This window comes from Aequorivita aquimaris, assembly GCF_001573155.1.
Classification (GTDB): Bacteria; Bacteroidota; Bacteroidia; order Flavobacteriales; family Flavobacteriaceae; genus Aequorivita; species Aequorivita aquimaris.
In genome coordinates this window covers 62936-83581 of record NZ_JRWG01000010.1, presented here as the reverse complement: position 1 = coordinate 83581, position 20646 = coordinate 62936, and the positions used below count along the sequence as shown (strand labels likewise).

Annotated in this window: 19 protein-coding genes and 1 pseudogene; 10 read left to right on the top strand and 10 right to left on the bottom strand. The window is 39.9% G+C overall.

Annotated features, from left to right (window positions below; translation table 11 throughout):
* Positions 1-136 (top strand): annotated as a pseudogene (locus LS48_RS15780) (transposase); the annotation flags it as partial.
* A 181-nt stretch (positions 137-317) separates the two neighbouring features.
* On the opposite strand, the gene LS48_RS13060 reads toward LS48_RS15780, so the two are convergent.
* Positions 318-857, bottom strand: coding sequence for a hypothetical protein (locus LS48_RS13060; RefSeq protein ID WP_062622945.1), 540 nt, complete (start codon positions 855-857; stop codon positions 318-320).
* Positions 858-987: 130 nt separating this feature from the next.
* The gene (locus LS48_RS13055) at positions 988-2127 is read right to left on the bottom strand and encodes a tyrosine-type recombinase/integrase (protein ID WP_235811037.1); all 1140 of its coding nucleotides are present in this window, start codon (positions 2125-2127) and stop codon (positions 988-990) included.
* 126 nt (positions 2128-2253) lie between these two features.
* Between LS48_RS13055 and LS48_RS13050 the strand changes: the two genes are divergently transcribed.
* The 8 genes from LS48_RS13050 to LS48_RS13015 all read left to right on the top strand — a co-directional run bounded on the left by LS48_RS13050 (position 2254) and on the right by LS48_RS13015 (position 12000).
* The gene (locus LS48_RS13050) at positions 2254-2610 is read left to right on the top strand and encodes a hypothetical protein (RefSeq protein ID WP_062622944.1); all 357 of its coding nucleotides are present in this window, start codon (positions 2254-2256) and stop codon (positions 2608-2610) included.
* A 412-nt stretch (positions 2611-3022) separates the two neighbouring features.
* Positions 3023-5863 (top strand): WD40/YVTN/BNR-like repeat-containing protein, encoded by a 2841-nt coding sequence (locus LS48_RS13045; protein WP_062622943.1) that lies wholly within the window; start codon positions 3023-3025, stop codon positions 5861-5863.
* Between the two features lie 41 nt (positions 5864-5904).
* Entirely contained in the window at positions 5905-7014 is a 1110-nt protein-coding gene (locus tag LS48_RS15130) for a T9SS type A sorting domain-containing protein (protein ID WP_078056441.1), read from the top strand.
* 151 nt (positions 7015-7165) lie between these two features.
* Entirely contained in the window at positions 7166-7828 is a 663-nt protein-coding gene (locus LS48_RS13035) for a succinate dehydrogenase cytochrome b subunit (protein ID WP_062622941.1), read from the top strand.
* Between the two features lie 11 nt (positions 7829-7839).
* On the top strand, positions 7840-9843 hold the full coding sequence (locus tag LS48_RS13030) for a fumarate reductase/succinate dehydrogenase flavoprotein subunit (RefSeq protein ID WP_062622940.1): 2004 nt from the start codon (positions 7840-7842) through the stop codon (positions 9841-9843).
* Between the two features lie 59 nt (positions 9844-9902).
* The gene (locus LS48_RS14980; RefSeq protein WP_204376475.1) at positions 9903-10208 is read left to right on the top strand and encodes a four helix bundle protein; all 306 of its coding nucleotides are present in this window, start codon (positions 9903-9905) and stop codon (positions 10206-10208) included.
* Positions 10209-10341: 133 nt separating this feature from the next.
* On the top strand, positions 10342-11088 hold the full coding sequence (locus LS48_RS13020) for a succinate dehydrogenase/fumarate reductase iron-sulfur subunit (protein ID WP_062622938.1): 747 nt from the start codon (positions 10342-10344) through the stop codon (positions 11086-11088).
* Between the two features lie 147 nt (positions 11089-11235).
* A complete protein-coding gene (locus LS48_RS13015; protein ID WP_078056440.1) occupies positions 11236-12000 on the top strand; it encodes a T9SS type A sorting domain-containing protein in 765 nt (254 codons plus the stop codon).
* Positions 12001-12069: 69 nt separating this feature from the next.
* Here the strand turns inward: LS48_RS13015 and LS48_RS13010 are convergent, their stop codons facing one another.
* Positions 12070-14172, bottom strand: coding sequence for a tetratricopeptide repeat-containing hybrid sensor histidine kinase/response regulator (locus LS48_RS13010; protein ID WP_131807728.1), 2103 nt, complete (start codon positions 14170-14172; stop codon positions 12070-12072).
* Between the two features lie 325 nt (positions 14173-14497).
* On the opposite strand from LS48_RS13010, the gene LS48_RS13005 reads away from it, so the two are divergent.
* Entirely contained in the window at positions 14498-15478 is a 981-nt protein-coding gene (locus LS48_RS13005; RefSeq protein ID WP_062622935.1) for a DUF1028 domain-containing protein, read from the top strand.
* Between the two features lie 76 nt (positions 15479-15554).
* Here LS48_RS13005 and rpmA read toward each other — a convergent pair whose 3' ends face one another.
* The 7 genes from rpmA to LS48_RS12970 all read right to left on the bottom strand — a co-directional run bounded on the left by rpmA (position 15555) and on the right by LS48_RS12970 (position 20549).
* Positions 15555-15818, bottom strand: coding sequence for a 50S ribosomal protein L27 (gene rpmA / locus LS48_RS13000; protein WP_045081398.1), 264 nt, complete (start codon positions 15816-15818; stop codon positions 15555-15557).
* A 35-nt stretch (positions 15819-15853) separates the two neighbouring features.
* Positions 15854-16558 (bottom strand): 50S ribosomal protein L21, encoded by a 705-nt coding sequence (gene rplU / locus LS48_RS12995; RefSeq protein WP_045081397.1) that lies wholly within the window; start codon positions 16556-16558, stop codon positions 15854-15856.
* A 189-nt stretch (positions 16559-16747) separates the two neighbouring features.
* Positions 16748-17203 carry a DUF4199 domain-containing protein gene (locus LS48_RS12990; protein ID WP_045081396.1) on the bottom strand — a complete coding sequence of 152 codons (456 nt, stop codon included), beginning with the start codon at positions 17201-17203 and terminating at the stop codon, positions 16748-16750.
* 91 nt (positions 17204-17294) lie between these two features.
* Positions 17295-17852, bottom strand: a complete 558-nt coding sequence (gene gldD, locus LS48_RS12985; protein WP_438829845.1) for a gliding motility lipoprotein GldD — start codon at positions 17850-17852, stop codon at positions 17295-17297.
* Entirely contained in the window at positions 17845-19167 is a 1323-nt protein-coding gene (locus tag LS48_RS12980) for a gliding motility-associated protein GldE (protein ID WP_062622933.1), read from the bottom strand. The genes gldD and LS48_RS12980 overlap by 8 nt, the downstream gene beginning before the upstream one ends.
* A 21-nt stretch (positions 19168-19188) precedes the next feature.
* Entirely contained in the window at positions 19189-19644 is a 456-nt protein-coding gene (locus LS48_RS12975; protein WP_062622932.1) for a single-stranded DNA-binding protein, read from the bottom strand.
* A 104-nt stretch (positions 19645-19748) separates the two neighbouring features.
* Positions 19749-20549, bottom strand: a complete 801-nt coding sequence (locus tag LS48_RS12970; RefSeq protein ID WP_131807727.1) for a hypothetical protein — start codon at positions 20547-20549, stop codon at positions 19749-19751.
* Positions 20550-20646: the final 97 nt, after the last annotated feature.

Genomic DNA, 20646 nt, shown 5'->3' with positions numbered 1-20646 from the left:
TATGGGGCTTCGCAAGGTCAATACCATTGGCATCAAACAGGCCAACAAATGCATGCACCTCTCGGCGACGGCCTACAACCTCAAAAAATACCTCAAGTTTATCCAAAAACGCGCAAAGAGCGGGGCGGAAAGCCTTGTTTTGTATTTTTTGCCAAAAATAGTGCTTCAGAATGTAGCATGGCTTTTTTTAAAAGCACCAAATTTGGCTCATTCTCAAGTCCAATCAAAAAAACAAAGCCGCTTAAAACGGCTTATATTGGTTCAGGTTAAAAAAATTAAGGGGTTGTGCAACGGTTACCGGTGTTGTGCGTAGGTTTTTATTCAATTTTATTCAGTTCAATTTGAGTTGGATTTATCGAAAATCCAATTAATTTATTATTGTAAAAATACATTTTCTCTTGCATACTTGTCAATTTTAAACTGTCTCCAACTTTTTCGTGCATTCCAATTGTTATTAAAGAATCTTTCGATTCCGACACGATTTCGTCAATTCCGAAATGGTCTGGATTCTTGTCAATTCCCAATATAAACTTTCTGTCCTCAATCTGAAAGCTATATTCAGTTGATGAGTAAGGATGATTTTCAATCCAACTATTCCATAAAAATGAAAAAATCAAATAACATACTATTGAGTTTACAAAGAACAAAATCGAAAGTCTTTTTTTGAAAAAGAAAACAATAATTCCTATTAGAATATTAACTCCAAATATATGAGGTCGATAAGATTCAACTCCTATCGACATAAATGGGTCAGGTTTTATCGTACTAATCCAATATTTCATTAGTAAAATATCTATTAGTAAAATCAGAATCCCAATTCCGAGTAATATTTTTATTTCAGATTTCGTTATTTTCAATTACCTATTATTATTCATTTTTAGTGGCAGTAAACTAAAATGGAAGCAAGGTTTTCGTTGGTTGTTAACTTACGCACAACATGTGTATATACGACATGCCTATTGCTGCTATCCCGCACATGTGCGCATGTCATGTGTTCTGTGATTTATCAAATGTAACCGATTCATACAAAGTATCCAAAGGACTCTTTAAGGTTTTGTTGTTAATACCTATAACTCGGGTATAAACCTCAGTCGTTTTTGTGCTGGCGTGGCCTAGGGCACTCTGTATGTAGCGTATATTTACACCCCGCTCCATAAGGTGGGTGGCAAAACTGTGCCTAAGGGTGTGCGGCGTACTCCACGGATTTGTATTCGTGGCTTTCACCGCACTCCTAAAAATGCGCTGTATGCTCTTGGAAGAATACTGTCCACCATCCTGCCCTTCAAACAACCAGTAAGCGGGTTTAAATTGTTTGTAGTACTCCCGCAAAAGCGCCAAGAGCACCGGACTCAATACCGTATGCCGGTCGCGCTTGCCTTTGCTGTCCTTTATAAAAATATAGCCATCCTCACTTCGAATATCCTTTACCCGAAGCCTAAGGACCTCGCCCACACGCAGGCCAGCACCATAAATTATATGCAGTATGGCCTTGTGCTTCAAGTTTGCCGGGTGGTTTATTATTTGCATAACCTCCTCAATGCTCAGCACATTTGGCAGATCCTTGCTTTTTTTTGGGCGGGTAATGTTGTAGTACTCCCGGGGCATTTCCAGCGTATGTTCGTAATAGCATTTTATGGCATTGATAACAAGATTCTGTTTTTGCTCGCTAATGCGGTGTTTGCTTATCAAATAAAACACATAGCCTTCAATCTGTTCTTTTGAAATGCTGCGCAGCTCCGCAGTTTCAAAATACCTGAAAAAGTGCAAAAGATTGTGTTGATAATTGCGAATGGTTGCCGGACTAAAACCTTTTAAGACCATTTTTTTTTGGTTGCGGTCCAGTTCCTTCTGAATTTTTTCCGAAGGTTCAAAACTGGGCATCGCAGAAGGGGCTTCCGTAGCTTGCATCTTAAGTTTAGTGCCGAAAAGCCTTTTTAGATGCTGTATGTTCTCTGCAGTATTTACAATACTCCAAAGCTTTTGGTTATAATGGTAAAAAGTACCGTTCAGCTTTTTAAAAACCTCCCGTTCGGCCTTCATTTCATATGGAATTTTAAGTTTGATGCGCCCAGCATTGGCACGAGGCGTATACAGTACTATTACAGGATTTTTAGAAATTTCCATCATCAAAAAGAGTTGCGTTTATATCAAAATTAAGGAAAATAGAGACCAACTTAATGCGCAATTCATTTAATAAAAGTGTTTAACCGTTAGGAACCAATAACGTATATTTACAGTGATAGCAGCAACTACATGGACAGAAAATGTAAAATATGCCAAAAACCCCTAAAAGGGCGAACCGATAAAATTTTCTGTTCTACCTATTGCAAAAATCACTATCACAAACACCTTCGCTATGCTTCCAAACAGGCAGCCATAGAAATAAACGGCTATTTAAAGCGAAACTATTCCATCCTATCTGAATTACTCGGGAATAATAAATCACAAGTCAAAGTATATAGAAACGTACTTGAAAAAAAGAAATTCCGTTTCATGTACCATACCCATTTCCACATTAACTCCCACAACAAAATGTTCCACTATATCTACGACTTAGCCTGGATGGAATTTTCAGACGACGAAATACTAATCGTCAAAAAACGAAAATGATACCAATCCACAACCAATAAGCATTAACAAATAACCGACAACCGAAAACAACCAACCGAAACCCCATTCACCGATACTCCAGGGCAAAGCCATACCAAAGCCATAGCAAAGTCATTAAAATGTAAGAAAACAGCCCTTTTTTCCTACAAATATAAAATGGTAGTAAAACTGCTTTAAAAACGTCCTAAAACAAGTGGCGCCAAATAAGTATTCGCAAATATTTTTTCCATTTGAACCCACTAGTCCCATCTCATCTTTCGTACTTCATCTTTGGTACCTCGTCGTTCGTCGTTCCCACATCGTCGTTCAAACTTCTTAGCTAGTTCCGCTTCGCTAACTCCTCTTCGCTAAATTAAACAATTGCAAAACCCGCCCTATTTAGTTAACTTCCACGCTTCAAAAAAACAAACCCATGAACAATCTTCTCCTTTCGGTTCTGTGCCTTGTTACGGCAGTATCCTTTTCGCAACAACCCCCAACCCCCGCCGCCACCGTAGCAAGCGGCATTACCCAAAAAGCGCAACTCACAGCGGCTTCCCCTGTTAAAAACCTGCCCTTTAAAAGCATTGGCCCAACCATCATGAGCGGCCGGGTGGTAGATTTTGCGGTTAACCCAAACAACCCCATCGAGTTTTATGTAGGCTATGCCAGTGGTGGGCTATGGCATACCAACAATAACGGCACCTCCTTTACACCGGTTATGGACAATAGCCCTACCCAAAACGTAGGCTGCGTGGCGGTAGATTGGCAAAACGGCATCATCTGGGTAGGTACGGGCGAGGTGAATGCCAGCCGTTCCTCATACGCAGGAGTCGGCTTGCTGAAAAGTGACGATAAAGGCAAAACTTGGCAAAATATGGGGCTTACCGATAGCCACCACATTAGCAGTATTCTTATAAACCCTTCCAATCCTGACGAGGTGATTGTGGGCGCGGTAGGGCATTTGTATTCAACAAACGATGAGCGCGGCGTCTTCAAAACCACCAATGGCGGAAAAACCTGGCGCAAAACTCTTTATATAAATGATGAAACGGGTATTATTGAAATTTCAGCCAATCCCAAAAATTTCAATACGATGTATGCCACCGCTTGGGACAAAGATCGCAAAGCTTGGAATTTTGACGGCAGCGGCGAGGGCAGCGGCGTGTATAAAAGCACCGATGCAGGTAGTACCTGGGCCAAGGTTTCCACCGAGAATAGCGGCCTGCCAGTAGGTAAAGGCATGGGGCGTATGGGCACCGCCGTGGTAGATGACAATACGGTGTATTTGATTGTTGACAACCAATTCCACAGAAAAGAAGAGCAAAAAAAGGAAGAAACCGATATCCTCACTAAAGACGATTTCAAAACAATGGACGTAGATGCCTTTCTGGCCTTGGACGATAAAAAATTGAACCAATTCCTCAAAATGAACGGTTTTCAGGAAAAATACCGCGCCGAAAATGTAAAACAGATGATCCGCGTAGGTACAGTAAAACCTGAAGATCTTGCAAAATATCTAGAGAATGCAAACAGCGCACTTTTTGACACCCCCGTTATAGGCGCTGAGGTTTACAAAAGCATCGATGGCGGTAAGACGTGGAACAAAACCCACAAGGGCTTTTTAGACGATCTGTATTATTCCTACGGCTATTACTTCGGGAAAATACACGTAGACCCCAGCAATGCCAATAAAATATACGTGTACGGTGTCCCCATCCTAAAATCTGCCGATGGCGGAAACACTTTTGAAAGCATCAATGCAGATAATGTACACGTAGACCATCACGCCCTATGGATAAACCCCAAAATGTCAGGTCATTTAATTAATGGCAACGACGGCGGCGTAAACATAAGTTATGACGATGGCAAAACCTGGATAAAAAACAATGCCCCAGCAGTGGGCCAATTCTATTCCGTAAATGTGGATCTCCAAAAAAGCTATAATGTGTACGGCGGTCTGCAGGACAATGGGGTTTGGGTAGGGCCACACGATTATGAAGCCAACCCCGGTTGGATGCAGGATGGCAAGTATCCGTACGAGTTCCTTATGGGTGGCGATGGTATGCAGGTAGAAATTGATAATAGAAACAGCGATATTGTTTATACGGGTTTTCAGTTTGGCAATTATTATAGATTAAATAGAAAAGGGGGAGCTCCCGTTTACATTCAACCAAAGCACGAGTTGGGCGATAGTCCGTACCGTTTCAACTGGCAAACACCTATTCTGCTGAGTCCGCACAATCTGGACATTCTCTATTTAGGTGGAAACAAATTAATGCGAAGCATGAACCAAGGCGATGATTGGACGGCCATTTCGGAAGATTTAACCAACGGCGGAAAACCCGGAAACGTAGCCTACGGAACGCTTACCAGTATTAGCGAATCGCCCTTCCAATTTGGCTTGCTCTACACCGGTAGCGATGATGGCTTGGTATACGCCTCAAAAGATGCGGGCGGTAGCTGGACGAAAATTTCGGACACCTTTCCAAAGGATCTATGGGTAAGCCGCGTGATAGCTTCTTCGCATAAGAAAGAAAGGGTTTACGTTACGCTGAATGGCTACCGTTGGGATGATTTTAAACCCTACGTGTATGTAAGTGATAACTTTGGCGCTACTTGGAAAGACATCAGCAGCAATCTACCAGCTTCGCCCGTGAATGTTATAAAAGAAGACCCAGTGAATCAAGATTTGCTGTATTTGGGAACAGATAACGGTGCCTATGCCTCCTTCAATCGTGGTGAAACTTGGGAGGTTTTTTCAAAAGAATTGCCCAACGTTGCGGTGCACGATTTGGTTATCCAACCCCAAGCAAAACATTTGGTCTTGGGCACCCACGGCAGGTCACTGTATATGGCTGATATTTCACTGCTCCAAAAATTGAACTCCAAAACTATGGATGAATTGGTACTTGCAGAAATGGATTCCATAAATTTTTCCCCACGCTGGGGCAGTAAATGGAGCACTTGGGGTGAAGTGAATGAGCCGAAAGCCAAGATTCAGTTTTACAGTCCCCAAGCAGGCAATGCAAATATCACCATCAAAACCGAAGAAGGAAAGGAGTTGCAGCAATTTAGCGTGGAGGCGTCAAGGGGTGTTAATGTATTGAATTATGATTGTGCTATTTCAGAAAAAGGGGTAAAGACACTGACGAACAGTGATTTAGAAATAAAAAAGGCCGAAAACGGAAAGTATTATCTGCCAAAGGGGAAATATAGCGTAGTGTTAAAATTAATGGATAAATCAGCTTCAACTGTTTTTTTGATTGAATAAATTGATATATTTGGTTTTTCTAAACAATTTAAAAATTACTTATGATGAAAAAATTACTTATTCTTTCAATTGCATTTGCTTTAGGAACTAGTGTTTCTAACTATGCACAAAATGCTGAAGCAGCACCTGTGGTTCAAGGCAACTCAAACACTGAGAACACAAATGCGCTTTTTGACCTTCTTTTTAACTATGATATTGGTACCGCTATTGGCGCACAAGGTAACGCTGGAGTGTGCTTTGTTAACGACCAATTTTGGGTTTCAGCCTGGGCTTCAGACTTAATCCATGTTTTGGATAACACTGGTTTATATTTAGAAACTTTCACAATTCCTGGTGTGTCTGGAACTCGTTCTATGAGCTGGGATGGGACAAACATTTATATAGGTACAGCTTCAACACAAATTTTCCAAATTGATCCTGTAAGCAGAACTATAGACAATACAATTAACATCACTCCATCTACCGATGCTACTGCTAGAATGGTTGCTTTTGACCCAACTCTTGATGGTGGCAATGGTGGTTTCTGGACTGGTAACTTTAGTTCAGATATCGCTTCTTTTGACATGGATGGAAATGAATTGTCTGTAATTCCTTACGCAACTCACGGAACTACTATTTATGGTGGTGCTGTTGATTTAGTAACTGCTGGTGGCCCATATCTTTGGATTCACGACCAAACCTCTGCTGGAGGTGGAGATTTAGTTGTTCAGCTTCAATTGCCAAGTGGAACTCCTACTGGTCTTGTTTACGATTACAACCTTTCTGGCCAACCTGCTGGTAACACTGGTATCGCTGGTGGTTTGTTTATTTCTGACGAAGTTGTTCCTGGAAAAGTTGCTATCGTTGGTGTAAGCCAAGGTACTCCACTAGATCAGTTATTTGGAATTGAATTGGCAGATCTTGCTGGCGTTAATGACAACGCTTTAGCAAACTTCAGCCTTTCTCCAAACCCTGCAAGCGGAAGAGTTAATATAAACACTACAGTTGCTGGAGAAAAGCACGTAGTTGTTTATGATGTTTTAGGTAAGCAAGTTATCAATACTACCGTTGCTGGTAATGAATTGAATATTTCTTCATTGAAAGCTGGTGTTTATATGGTAAGCGTTACTCAAAATAAAGTTTCTGCTACAAAGAAATTGATCGTTCAATAAGCATTAACTCACAATAAACTGAAAAGCCGTTCATCTAGATGAACGGCTTTTTTCGTATAACAAATCTAAATAACAGCCTAATGGGTCTAAATTTTTGGCATTCAGGTTTTGTATCGTATTTTTGTGTCACTATTCTTGAAATAAAACCATAATGGCAATACTATCCTCTTCAATTGCTCGAAAAGTAGCTATGGCACTTTCGGGCTTATTTCTTGTCTTCTTTTTGGCACAACACTTTACAATCAATTTCACTTCGGTAATTGACCCAGATACCTTTAACAGTTGGTCACATTTTATGGGGCATAACATTTTGGTGCAATTTGTTCTACAGCCTGTTTTGATTTTCGGCGTGGTCTTCCACTTTATTATGGGAATTATACTCGAAATAAGAAACAATAATGCAAGACAGATAAGTTACAAATCTTTCAAAGGAAACAGGAATTCTACTTGGGCCTCTCGAAATATGATTATTAGCGGTGCTGTTATTTTGGCGTTTTTAGGACTTCATTTTTACGATTTCTGGTTTCCGGAAATTGTGCACAAATATGTAGAAAGCAACCCATTGGATGCCACACGCTATTATCCTGAATTGGTGCACAAATTTGAAAGCCCCATACGTACTGGTTTGTACTGTTTGGCTTTTGTTTTGTTGGCACTTCACCTTTGGCACGGCTTCTCATCTTCTTTTCAAAGTATGGGCTGGAGCAATAAATATTCAAGGGGGCTAAGAGCATTCACACAGTTTTACGCAATATTCATTCCGTTAGGCTTTATCTTTATTGCCCTTTACCTTCATTTTAATCAAATCCACTAAAAGAAAAAGCAATGTCGAAATTAGATTCCAAAATACCCAAAGGACCCTTAGCCGATAAGTGGACAAAACATAAAAACGATATAAACCTGGTAAACCCAGCCAATAAACGTAATATAGACGTAATAATGGTCGGTACAGGCCTTGCCGGTGGAAGTGCCGCCGCAACCCTTGCAGAATTGGGCTATAACGTAAAAACCTTCTGCTATCAGGATTCTCCTCGCCGCGCGCATTCCATTGCAGCGCAGGGAGGTATCAACGCTGCCAAGAACTATCAAGGTGATGGCGACTCAAATTATAGATTGTTTTACGATACCATAAAAGGGGGCGATTACCGTTCGCGTGAGGCAAACGTATACCGTCTTGCTGAGGTTTCTGCAAATATTATTGACCAATGTGTAGCTCAGGGCGTTCCCTTTGCGCGTGAATACGGTGGTTATTTGGACAACCGTTCCTTTGGAGGGGTGTTGGTTTCGCGTACTTTTTATGCGAAAGGACAAACAGGGCAACAATTGCTTTTGGGAGCGTATTCCGCAATGAACCGACAGATTAATCGTGGAAAAATTACTCCGTACAACCGTCACGAAATGCTGGATTTGGTAATCGTGGATGGCAAGGCAAGAGGGATTATTGCTCGCGATTTGGTTACAGGTGAAATAGAAAGACATTCCGCACACGCTGTGGTTATTGCCTCGGGAGGCTATGGAAATGTTTTCTTCCTTTCCACAAACGCTATGGGAAGTAATGTTACCGCTTCCTGGAAAATCCACAAAAGAGGGGCTTATTTTGCAAATCCCTGCTACACGCAAATTCATCCTACCTGTATTCCAGTTTCGGGAGACCATCAAAGTAAACTGACTTTGATGTCTGAATCACTTCGAAATGATGGAAGAATTTGGGTTCCAAAGAAAAAAGAAGATGCTGAGGCTATCCGCCAAGGCAAGAAAAAACCGAACGATCTTTCAGCCGAAGAACGCGATTATTACTTGGAGAGAAGATATCCATCCTTTGGAAACCTGGTGCCACGTGATGTTGCTTCACGTGCTGCTAAGGAACGTTGTGATGCGGGTTATGGTGTAAATAAAACAGGGCAAGCTGTATATCTTGACTTTGCCTCTGCAATTGAGCGCTACGGAAAGGAGCAGGCAGCAATCCACGGAAACCATAATCCTAGCAAGGATGAAATTACAAAACTCGGAAAACAGGTTATCGAGAATAAATATGGCAACCTTTTCCAAATGTATGAGAAAATCGTAGATGAAAATCCATACGAAACTCCAATGATGATATATCCTGCAGTGCACTACACTATGGGTGGCGTTTGGGTAGATTATAATTTGCAATCTACCATTCCGGGCTGTTATGTTACGGGTGAAGCCAACTTTAGCGACCACGGGGCAAACCGATTGGGAGCTTCAGCTTTGATGCAAGGTTTGGCAGACGGTTATTTTGTATTGCCATATACCATTGGCGACTATCTTTCAAAAGATATCAAAACAGGAAAAATTCCAACCGATACAAAAGAATTTGACGAAGCCGAGAACAAGGTTCGCGAACTTTTGGAGAAATTGGTAAACAATAAAGGAACACACTCCGTAGATTATTTCCACAAGAAATTGGGTCACATTATGTGGAACAAATGTGGGATGGCGCGTAATGCTGAAGACCTAAAATCAGCTATGGCTGAAATTAGAGCACTGCGCGAAGAATTCTGGAAAGATGTAAAAGTTCCCGGCGGAATGAACGAAATGAACGCTGAGTTAGAAAAAGCAACCCGCGTGGCAGATTTCTTGGAGTTGGGTGAACTTTTTGCGAAAGATGCGCTTCACCGAAATGAAAGTTGTGGCGGTCATTTTCGTGAAGAATACCAAACCGAGGAGGGAGAAGCCCTGCGCGATGACGAAAACTTTATGTACGTTGCCGCTTGGGAATACACCGGAGACCCCGGGAATGAAGTGCTTCACAAGGAAGAATTGGAGTATGAGAATATTGAGGTGAAGTCGCGGAGCTATAAATAAGTTAAGTGTTAAATGTTAAGGGTTAGGCGTTAAGAGTGAAAACTTGAAATAAAATTGATGTGGCTCAAATAAATTCTTTTGAAGATTTGGAGTGTTGGAAAGCGGCAACGGAATTAAGGCGCTATGTTTCCAAAAGAATTTTGCCGAAATTTCCGCCGGACGAGAAATTTGCCTTGACAAACCAATTAAGACGGTCTTCCCGATCAATTTCCGATAATATTTCGGAAGGATATGGAAGGTTTCATTTTCAGGAAAATATTCAATCGTGCAGAATGGCACGTGGTTCCCTTTGTGAATCATTAAATCAAGTTATCATCGCAAGGGATGAAAATTATATTGAAGAGGAAGTTCTGTTAGAGTACTGACAGATATATATGAAAGAACCAAAGCTATTCTAAACGGATATATTAATTATTTAAACAAAGCCAAGAAACAATAATTAAAGTGATTAGCGCTTAACACTTAACGCCTAACACTTAACTCATAACTTTTAATCACATGAAGTTAACACTAAAAATCTGGAGACAGAAAAATAATAAAGCAAAGGGTGAATTGAAAACCTATCCCATCGACGGTATTGAGGGAGATATGTCATTTCTTGAAATGCTCGACGTTCTCAACGAAGGTTTAATTAACAAGGGCGAGGAGCCCGTAGTTTTTGATCACGATTGTCGCGAAGGGATCTGTGGAAGCTGTTCGTTGCAAATAAACGGCGAACCCCACGGCCCCGATAGATTAGTTACCACCTGCCAGTTGCATATGCGAATGTTCAACGATGGCGATACCATTGTGATTGAACCTTTCCGAGCCAAGGCATTTCCGGTTATAAAGGATTTGGTGGTGGACAGAAGCGCGTTTGATAGAATTCAACAAGCGGGAGGTTATATCTCCGTGAATACCTCTGGAAATACCATAGATGCCAATACCATTCCCGTAAACAAGCACGATGCCGATGAGGCCTTCAACGCAGCTACTTGTATTGGTTGTGGCGCTTGTGTGGCAGCTTGTAAAAATGCGAGTGCGATGCTGTTCACTTCCGCAAAGGTGAGCCAGTTTGCTCTGCTTCCACAGGGAAGGATCGAAGCCACTGAGCGCGTATTGAATATGGTTGCACAAATGGATAAGGAAGGTTTTGGAAACTGCAGCAACACCGGAGCCTGCGAAATTGAGTGCCCAAAAGGAATTTCCTTGGAAAACATAGCCCGAATGAATCGCGAGTATTTAAGCGCGAGCTTGAAGGGATAATTTTTTATTGTTTTAATTTTTTAAAAACCTCTGCCAATGCGGGGGTTTTTTTGCTTATATATAAAACAGGTGAACGTGGTAATGGGTGGGATTTTTAATCTTGTCTATCAAAAAAATTACTAACTTATACCATTAAATCAGGAATTTATGTGTGCAAAACTACCCTTCTTTACGTTTCTTTTGATTTTTGGTAGCCTAACTGCCCAAATTCAATTTCAGGATCACGTTATCATTGATGACACATTTTTACCCAACGGTCCGTTTTCAGTACACGCTGCCGATATTGATGGTGATGGGTATATGGATTTACTTTCGGCATCACGCGATGACAATAAAATAGCTTGGTATAAAAACAATGGCGCGGGCAATTTTCAGACCCAGCAGGCTATTTCCACAAATGCGAATTTGGCAATTTCCGTATATGCTGCCGATATTGATGGCGATGGCGATGTGGATGTGCTCTCCGCTTCTTTTGATGACGATAAGATAGCCTGGTATGAAAATACGGACGGACAAGGTAGTTTTAGTACTGAACGGACTATTTCTTTAAACGCAGATGGTGCAGAAATGGTGTTTGCAGCCGATATTGATGGCGATGGCGATATGGATGTATTATCTACTTCCGGCGGAGACGATAAAATTGCTTGGTACGAAAACTTGGGGCCCTTGTCTGTTCCTGAAAACGCTTTGGACGGTTTTGTTGTTTATCCAAATCCAACTTCGGGTGTTTTGACGGTTAAGGCAGCTGCCGAAATTTCGAAACTGGAAATTTACAATCAACTGGGCCAATTGGTTTTAGAAAATGAACATCAAAATTCAATAAATATTTCAAAAGTGGATACAGGATTGTATTTTCTGAAAATATATGATAGCTTCCGAAATAACATCTTAAAAAAGGTAGTGAAAATTTAAGATATAGTGTCTGCGGAAATTTTGCGTGGCTCATTTGTGCTGAAGATTTTAAGTTTCCACGCAAATTCTCTATAGACCATAAGCAACGTGTTCTTCCTTCAGCAGGTTATTGAGGATGATTTTCAAAAACTTATCGGTATCGTAGGGTTTTACGATAATATCGTCCATTCCCGAAGCCAAAATTTTGTTTTGCATTTCTTCCACCTCAATGGCCGTTAAGGCTACGATAGGCGTAGTCTTGTTGAATTTTCTAATTTCCTTTGTAGTTTCAATGCCATCCTTGCCCGGCATGTTAATGTCCATGAGCACTAGGTCAAAAATTTCTGTTCGCATTTTTTCTATGGCAATATCGCCGTTTTCGGCAATGCCACAAATCATACCGTGATTCTCCAAAATTTTCTTGGTAACAATTTGGTTTATACGGTTGTCGTCTACCACAAGTATTTTTTTATCATTCAAAATATTGTTATCGCCCAATATTTTATCTTTAAGAAGATGCTTTAAAATTTCAAATTTCAACGTAAAACTAAAAGTTGATCCTTTTCCGGGCTCGCTTTGAAGGTTGATGGAAGAATTTGAGGCTTCGAGCAGCTTTTTTACAATGGTAAGGCCAAGCCCGGTGCCCTGTACTTTAAAATCTTCGGAATCTACTTGCTGAAATTCTTCAAATATTGCTTTCTGTTTTTCCCGGGGAATACCAATTCCATTATCTTGGATGCTAAAGTGAATAGTCACTTCGTTCTCAGAAATAGACTCTTCTCTGGCCGAAATACAAATATTTCCATTGGTTGTAAATTTAATGGCGTTACCCACTAAATTCATGAGAATTTGCGATAGTCGCACCCGGTCGCCAACGATAGTATTTGGAATGTTTTCGGAAATTTCTACGTACAATTTGTTTTTATTCTGCACCAGGGCATACTGAAAAGAAGAGACTATGGATTGGGCCAATTCCCTTAAATCAAAAGGAACTCTTACTTCTTCAAGGGTGTTGGATTCCAACTTACTTATTTGTAGTACATCATTTATAAGTGCTAAAAGATAGTCTGCTGAAAACTTTAGGTTTTTTAAATCTGCTTGATGATTTTTAAGGGATTCATCTTCCAAGAGTACAGAACTTAAACCAATAACACCATATAACGGAGTACGTAATTCATGGCTAACCGTGGAAAAGAATTTGCTTTTTGCCAAGGCCAGTTTTTCAGATTTCTCTTTTGCTTTTAGATATTGTTGGTTCTTCTCCTTTAAAGTAAGAGTAAGTTTTTTTCTTCCTCTATGCGAAATGTAAAGAATTACCAAAAAGATTCCCATCAATATGGCTGCACTGATAAAAAAGGAGAGCAAAATATTATTCAACAACCCTTTTTCAGAAAGTAACTTTTTTTCCAGTTCTGCTTGGTGGGCCTGTTTTTTATACTCATTTACGCTAAATTGGGCCGCAGCATTCTGAGTGGCCATCAGTTTTTCTTTTTCAAACTGGATTTGGGTAAGGCTATCAAACTTTTTTCGGATTAAAAAAGCCTGTTTAAAATCTCCTGTTTCATAAAGAGCCGAGCTGTATTCCTTATATGCTTCAATTAAAATATCATCAATATAATTTCCTGCTTCTGCAAAGGCAATTGCCTTTTTGAAATTTTCAATGGCATCTCTGGGTTTGTTTGAAGTGAGTTTCAGCTTGCCCTGAAGCAAATTCATTTCGGTAGTTAAACCTTTAAACGCCATAGCTTCTATTCCTTCTTCAGCTTTTGTGAAATAAAGCTGTGCCTTTTGCATATCGCCTTTATTAAGGTATGATTCAGATAAGTTGTAATAGGCCATTGATGCTTCTAATGTATCTTTTCTCTTTAATGAAAGAGGAAGTGCTTTTTTTAAAAAAGGAAGTGCAGAATCATACTTTTTTTCTGTGAGGTATAGTGCGCCAATGAGATTATAGGCTCGCGCTATTTTAAATTCATCTTTTGATTGTTCGGCATATTCCAAATAGGCATCGGCATAATCGTGGGCATTCTTAAAATCTTTCAAATATATAAATGCAGCTCCCATCATATAGCGCGAATAGAATGCAGCCTCATTGTCACCAATGTGTTCGGCAAACCTAATATTATCAATAGAGGTTAATATTACGGAATCATATTTTCCTTCAAACAGGCTCTTGTCTGTTCTATCTTGCATTAATTTGAGAGAGTCCTTAAGGTCTTCTACGCCATATGCTTTTTGGGAAGATAAAGTGTCTTTGCTATTTTGCGCAAATCCGATAAAGAAAATTAAAAATATGGTGAGGCGTAAATAATTCAAAGTTCAGAAAAGTTGAAAATGGATTTTTAAGAGTACTAAAATAACATATAATAATGAAATTCAACTATTAAAACGTTGTGTAGGATTTGAAAAAAGTTGAAATTCTTAAAATACGGTAACGAGTAAATTCTTGCTTACATTCGACAGTAAGGCATTTAGAATCTCGCAACAAAAAATTATCTTTAGACAAAATCGGAAAACCATGAAACAGATATTTTTAATACTTATTTTTTTTTCAACCTTTACAACTTTTGCTCAAAACAAAAAACCAAATGATCCGCTAGCACATACTTTTTCAATAGTAGCCAGGGACGCCAAAACCGGTGAAATGGCTGTGGCTGTGCAAAGTCATTGGTTTAGCGTAGGCACTGGTGTTTCTTGGGGCGAAGCAGGCGTAGGTGTTGTTGCAACACAATCGTTTACTAACAGATCCTTTGGAATTCACGGCTTGGATTTGCTGAAAAAAGGAAAATCTCCTCAAGAAGTTTTGGACATTTTGTTGAGTAATGATGAAGGAAGGGATTTTCGGCAGGTTGCAATTTTAGATAAACAAGGGAGGGTTGCAACACATACTGGAAAAAGCTGTATTGATTATGCAGGCCACGCCAATGGCAAGGATTTTTCTGTGCAGGCTAATATGATGCTGAATGATAAAGTAGTCCCCGCAATGAAAAAAGCTTGGATTGAGAATAGTGAAATGCCTTTGGCCGAAAGAATGGTCGCAGTGCTGCAGGCTGCGCAAGAGACAGGCGGCGACATTCGCGGAAAACAATCGGCGGCATTGGTGGTCTTTGCTGGAGAAGCCTCTAAGGAACCCTGGAATGACAAATTAATTGATTTAAGAGTTGATGATTCTGAAAACCCAATAAAAGAAATTGACAGACTTTTAAAAGTGTTTAGGGCTTATGAATATATGAACGAAGGCGATTTATATGTAGAGAAGAATGAAATGAAAAACGCCATGGAGGCCTATAACGCGGCTATGGAAATGTTTCCGGATAACTTGGAAATGCAATACTGGACCGCCATCACTCTGGCGAACGATAAACAAATGGAGAAAGCTTCGGAAATGCTGCAAAAAATATACGCCAAGGATGAAAACTGGCGGGAACTTACCCGAAGACTGCCTAAAGTGGGCTTACTTAACGTTTCCGAAGAAAATTTAAAATTACTACTTAGATAGTTTTCAAATTTTAAATAGGAATAAAAAAACCTTCACAATATTGTGAAGGTTTTTTTATTAATAAAACAAGATGTTACTATGCCTCAGCGTTTGGAACGATTGAAACGTAGCTCTTGTTATCTTTCTTTTTGGTAAATTTCACAACACCATCCACTTGTGCGTGAAGGGTATGGTCTTTACCACCGTATACGTTTTCACCTGGGTGATGCGTATAACCTCTTTGTCTTACAATGATATTTCCAGCAATGGCGGCCTGCCCTCCGAAAATCTTAACGCCAAGACGTTTCGATTCTGATTCGCGACCGTTTTTGGAACTACCAACTCCTTTTTTGTGAGCCATTTTGTTTCGGTTTTAAATATTATACTTTAGCAGGATTATTTTTCAATCCCACCGTCTAATTTGTCTTGTAATTCTTTAAGTTCATCCCACTTACCGTCAGCTGCCAATTTTGCTTGTTTTGGCCAAGTGTCGGTAACTAAGTGTGCTAAATTTGAACTCGCTTCAGAAAGAATAGTTGCGATAGCTTCTGGTTTTGCTTTTGCAACTTTTGCAAAAGTGTCCAGTCCAGCGGCAACCATAGCCTCTGCGGCTTTTGGTCCAACACCTTCAATCTTTTTAAGATCGTCTGCTTTAGCTGCTTTTTTAGGAGCTGCTTTTTTAGCGGGTGCTTTAGTTTCGGCTTTTGCTTTGGGGGCAGCAGCCTTAGCTTTAGTTTCTTTTTTTGGTTCAGCTTTTTTAGCTTCTTCCTTTTTGGCAGGTGTAGCTCCTGAAGCTACAATGCTCTCGATTACGATTTCAGAAAGATACTGACGGTGACCGTTTTTCTTACGGAAACCTTTTCTTCTTTTCTTTTTAAATACTATAACCTTGTCACCTTTAAGGTGCTTTACGACTTTTGCTCCTATTTGAGCGCCGTTTATAGCCGGGGCGCCAATGGTAATATTGTCTCCGTCACCAATAAGAAGTACATTGTCAAAAGACACTTTTTTTCCTTCTTCTACTGGCAAACGATTAACAAAAACCTTTTGGTCTTTCGCAACTTTTACTTGCTGCCCTGCTATCTCTACAATTGCGTACATAGCGAATCGTTTATAAATTAGTTAAACAAAATGCTTCTACCGTCCAGTAAAAGCGGGTGCAAATATAATTTTTAAAAAGGAAACAACAAAGTATTTTTATTTAATCTTTTAAAAACCAATCCTCTCGGATATTCTATTGGTTTTGGTTTTTTAAATTACCTTGAAAAGATATCAAAACTGGTATTTTATTTAAAGTGTATTTCGGTTTCCATCCTGCGTATTCCAGGAATTTTTGAGAAGTTGCATAAAAGCAAGCGTTAAAACCAAAGTGGTAGAAAAGCCCATTATCAAGATTGATAAAACGAGCATCAGCGTACCCATATCATATTCTAGGTTCCACACTTCCATAATATTGGCCGCAAATTCGGTGTCTATTTGATACATATAGATTGCCATAAAAATAGTAAATATTATAGAGGCTATTCCACCACAAAGCAAACCTACTTCAAATCCTTTTTCATACTGAAATTTATTTTTTCGGGAAGCATACTTCTTCAATGCCATATAAATTCCAATGCCAAAAATAATTCCGTTTACAGCGCTCAATACCGGATATTGGTGAAGGCCAATTAATTTTAAGAGAAGAAAATATGCAATAAGAACAATTGCAACCCAAACACCGTAACTGGAATATACTTTGAACATAATCAATGGTTTTACAGTCAAAAGTTACAAAAACTTGACGAACCTTTTGCAAAGGGTTTGTTAACTTTTTGGAAGCTCAGTTTAAATTGGGTTATTTCCAAGTGATGGTTTCCATCAATTTACGGATGTCTTCGCGAAGATAAACCACTGCCGGATAAACAGAATCGAAGTTTGGTTTCGCATCAAAATACAGCGCACCATTTAAGAAGTGATTGATGCTGTCCGTGGCATAAAATTCGGCTTGGGTAGCGGCGTTGCCATTTATCATATAAAACATTCCGTACACTTTTTTATCTGGATTCACATAGGGTTGCTCGGGGATGCTATTTGCCTTTATAGTGTGATCATAAGCTAGTTTTTGAGCGTCCTGTAACAAGGAATCGAGATTGTTGTCCCGTACGCTTTGATAGGTTATATACAAGGTGGCCTTCATATTTGGGTAGCTTATATTTACACCGCAGTTTTTCTTCCCAATAACGTTGGTAATGCTATTCACCGAAAAGGAATAAGGACAGTCTGAATTAATTGTGCGATAAGAAGGAGTGGGATAGTCCAATCGCAGCATAGCCGAGGGTTTCACCAAAACATCGTCCTCGCAGGAAGCAAGGATAAAGAGGCTTGAGAGTATATAAAAAACGAGCTTATGGATTTTCAATGGTAAGTTTTATTTGTTTGATGCGCTTGCCTTCAAACGCTTCAATTGTAAACGCATAATTGTGGAAGGATATTACTTCGTTCTTTTTTGGAAAGCCTTTTGAAATTTCCAAAAGAAAACCCGCAAGCGTTTCCGCCTCGCCCTTTTCATCTTCAAATATTTCGGGATCCTCTGGTTTTATTACCTTGTAAAAATCTTTCAACGGGGTTTTTCCTTCAAAAACGAATGTGTTGTCGTCCAATTTTGAAAAAATCAAGTCTTCATCGTCAAACTCATCGCTAATTTCGCCCACGATTTCCTCGATAATATCTTCCAATGAAATCAATCCGCTCGTGCCGCCATACTCGTCCACGACAATAGCGAGGTGCATTTTCATCTCCTTAAATTCGTTGAGCAAATCGTCCAATTTTTTGTTTTCAGGTACAAAGTATGCTTCGCGTTTCAGGGTTTTCCAATCCAAAATTTTTCGATCGGTATAGGGAATTAAATCCTTCACATACAGAATTCCTGTAATGTTGTCCATGCTATCCTTATAGACGGGAATACGTGAGTAACCGTGCTGGATAATTTCCGGAAGAATTTCTTTGAAAGGCTGTTCCTCGTTCAGCGCGAAAATATCCATACGGTTTTTCATTACCTGCTTGGTGTCTGTATTTCCGAAGGTGACTATTCCCTGTAGAATTTTCTGTTCCTCGTGTGTGGTGTCTTTATTTGATAGCTCCAAAGCTTGTGATAGATGGTCCACGCTGATGTTTGATTTTTGTTTACCATAACGGTCGTGAAGATAGATAGTGGCAGAACGCATGGGCAAACTAATTGGCGACAATAAAGTGTCCAAAATATTCAGCGGTTGCGCCATGAAAACCGCGAATGAAATGCGGTTGCGGTTGGCGTATATCTTTGGAAGAATTTCGCCGAATAGCAAAATAAAGAAGGTTACAACGCCCACTTCTACTATGAAGCGCACGTCAATTCCATAAAAATTTGATTTTATTCCTGAAAACAAATCATCGCTTAAGGAATCGAAGAGGAGTACGATAGCAATATTTATGAAGTTGTTGGCAACCAAAATGGTGGCCAGCAACTTTTTTGGCCTTGCAAGCAATCGCTGTACGATTCCCAGTTTTTTTGCGATTCCTTTTTCTTCGTTGGTTTCAAAATCAGAAGGTGTTAAGGAAAAGAAAGCCACTTCGGCACCCGAAATAAGGGCCGAACAAGCCAAAAGGGCAATCAGCATTACGCCGCTTGTAATTTGGGTAACATCCAAAACGTCAAAAAAGAAAAGTAAACCAGGGGGTTCCGTGTCCAAGCTGATGGTTTTAGTTAAACGTTAAAAAGGAAGGTCATCCTCTTCTTCCGAAACTGGATTGTTGTTTTGTGGTTCCGAAGAGGGCTGCGGTCTTTGCGTATTTTGTCCTGCGTTGTTATTGGCAGCACTGCTGCTTTCGCCTTTTGGACTCAAAAATGTGAAATCTGTACAGTGTATTTCTGTGCTGTACCTATCCATTCCTTTATCGTCCTGCCATTTACGGGTTTTTAGACGACCCTCAATATAGACCATATCGCCTTTTTTCAAATATTTCTCGCAGATTTCCGCAGCTTTGTTGCGTACCACAATATTGTGCCATTCCGTATTGGTTACACGTTCGTTTGTGGTTTTGTTTGTATAGGTTTCATTGGTTGCCAGCGGAAAACGGCCCAAGCTGTTTCCGCCTTCAAAATAATGCATTTTTACATCATCGCCCGTATGCCCAATCAACATTACTTTGTTCAATGTTCCACTCATAATTGTAATTTTTCTATTTGTGCAAAGGTAGATTTTGCGTTTTAAATATAAGGAAATTTAAGATTTTAAATCGCGGAAATTATAGATTCACTTCATTTTCAATGTTATCCAAACAGTTTTTGCCAAAAGGAGGGTTTTTTGGGAGTTGTCGTTTCATCCGTTTTTACGGAAACTTCAGGTGCTGTTTCAATATCTTCCTCTGAAATCTCGGCAGGTTTCTCCATACTGGATTTCGCTTCCACTTCCTTCATAATCTTGCTTTCCCAATTTATGTATACCTCAGAGAAAATAATGTCCTCAAAAAGATATTTTACCTCTTCGGAATATGCTTTGCGGTCTTCCCTAAAATGGGCAATATCCTCTTCATCTGGCAAAAACCCGCTGCTTTTGTGATGATAAGCTTTGAAGGCAGGAATGCTTTGGTTCTTAAATAGCGAATGGATATACTGAAAAGTTCTTTCCTGCTCCCCCAAACGCTGCAATATGCCCACTATGGCCTTTGATATTTTTGGTTGCCACTCATTTATTGAGGGGCCGAAGAGATTTTGGGCCTTGGTTAATTTTAGTACGGCTTCTTCCAGCTTGTCCTTTTCATTAAAAGTCAGGGCCATTGCCTTGGCGGACATATAGTTTAGTTCCGCGAGATAAATTATCAAAACAAATTTATCTGGGTAGCTGGAGAATATTTTATCCCGATCCACGGCTGCGTCAATTTTTTGTTTGGCGAATTCTTCAATCTGTTTGTCCACCAATGTGATGAATTTCGGCAGAAGTTGTTCCCGATATGCGGGGGTTTTTATTTCAGAGAAGAACGAATAAAAAATAGTGATGTTGGCAAAGGAACGTTCAAAATATTTTGGTCGGTCCAGGGTCAGCTTTTGCTGTTCATTAAAATCGCCTCGCATTTTTCTAAAAATTGCCGCTCGTTGCTTTTCTCCGGAAGAATGCTTAGCTGTTCCCAATTGGAAAGGCAGTAGCCGCATTTGTAATGCCCTGGCTCGG

Coding starts and splice junctions, on each gene's coding strand:
- LS48_RS13055 (WP_235811037.1), bottom strand. CDS start 2,127: ATGATGGAAATTTCTAAAAATCCTGTAATAGTACTGTATACGCCTCGT.
- LS48_RS13050 (WP_062622944.1), top strand. CDS start 2,254: ATGGACAGAAAATGTAAAATATGCCAAAAACCCCTAAAAGGGCGAACC.
- LS48_RS13045 (WP_062622943.1), top strand. CDS start 3,023: ATGAACAATCTTCTCCTTTCGGTTCTGTGCCTTGTTACGGCAGTATCC.
- LS48_RS15130 (WP_078056441.1), top strand. CDS start 5,905: ATGATGAAAAAATTACTTATTCTTTCAATTGCATTTGCTTTAGGAACT.
- LS48_RS13035 (WP_062622941.1), top strand. CDS start 7,166: ATGGCAATACTATCCTCTTCAATTGCTCGAAAAGTAGCTATGGCACTT.
- LS48_RS13030 (WP_062622940.1), top strand. CDS start 7,840: ATGTCGAAATTAGATTCCAAAATACCCAAAGGACCCTTAGCCGATAAG.
- LS48_RS13020 (WP_062622938.1), top strand. CDS start 10,342: ATGAAGTTAACACTAAAAATCTGGAGACAGAAAAATAATAAAGCAAAG.
- LS48_RS13015 (WP_078056440.1), top strand. CDS start 11,236: ATGTGTGCAAAACTACCCTTCTTTACGTTTCTTTTGATTTTTGGTAGC.
- LS48_RS13010 (WP_131807728.1), bottom strand. CDS start 14,172: ATGCAAGATAGAACAGACAAGAGCCTGTTTGAAGGAAAATATGATTCC.
- LS48_RS13005 (WP_062622935.1), top strand. CDS start 14,498: ATGAAACAGATATTTTTAATACTTATTTTTTTTTCAACCTTTACAACT.
- rpmA (WP_045081398.1), bottom strand. CDS start 15,818: ATGGCTCACAAAAAAGGAGTTGGTAGTTCCAAAAACGGTCGCGAATCA.
- rplU (WP_045081397.1), bottom strand. CDS start 16,558: ATGTACGCAATTGTAGAGATAGCAGGGCAGCAAGTAAAAGTTGCGAAA.
- LS48_RS12990 (WP_045081396.1), bottom strand. CDS start 17,203: ATGTTCAAAGTATATTCCAGTTACGGTGTTTGGGTTGCAATTGTTCTT.
- LS48_RS12975 (WP_062622932.1), bottom strand. CDS start 19,644: ATGAGTGGAACATTGAACAAAGTAATGTTGATTGGGCATACGGGCGAT.
- LS48_RS12970 (WP_131807727.1), bottom strand. CDS start 20,549: ATGCGAGGCGATTTTAATGAACAGCAAAAGCTGACCCTGGACCGACCA.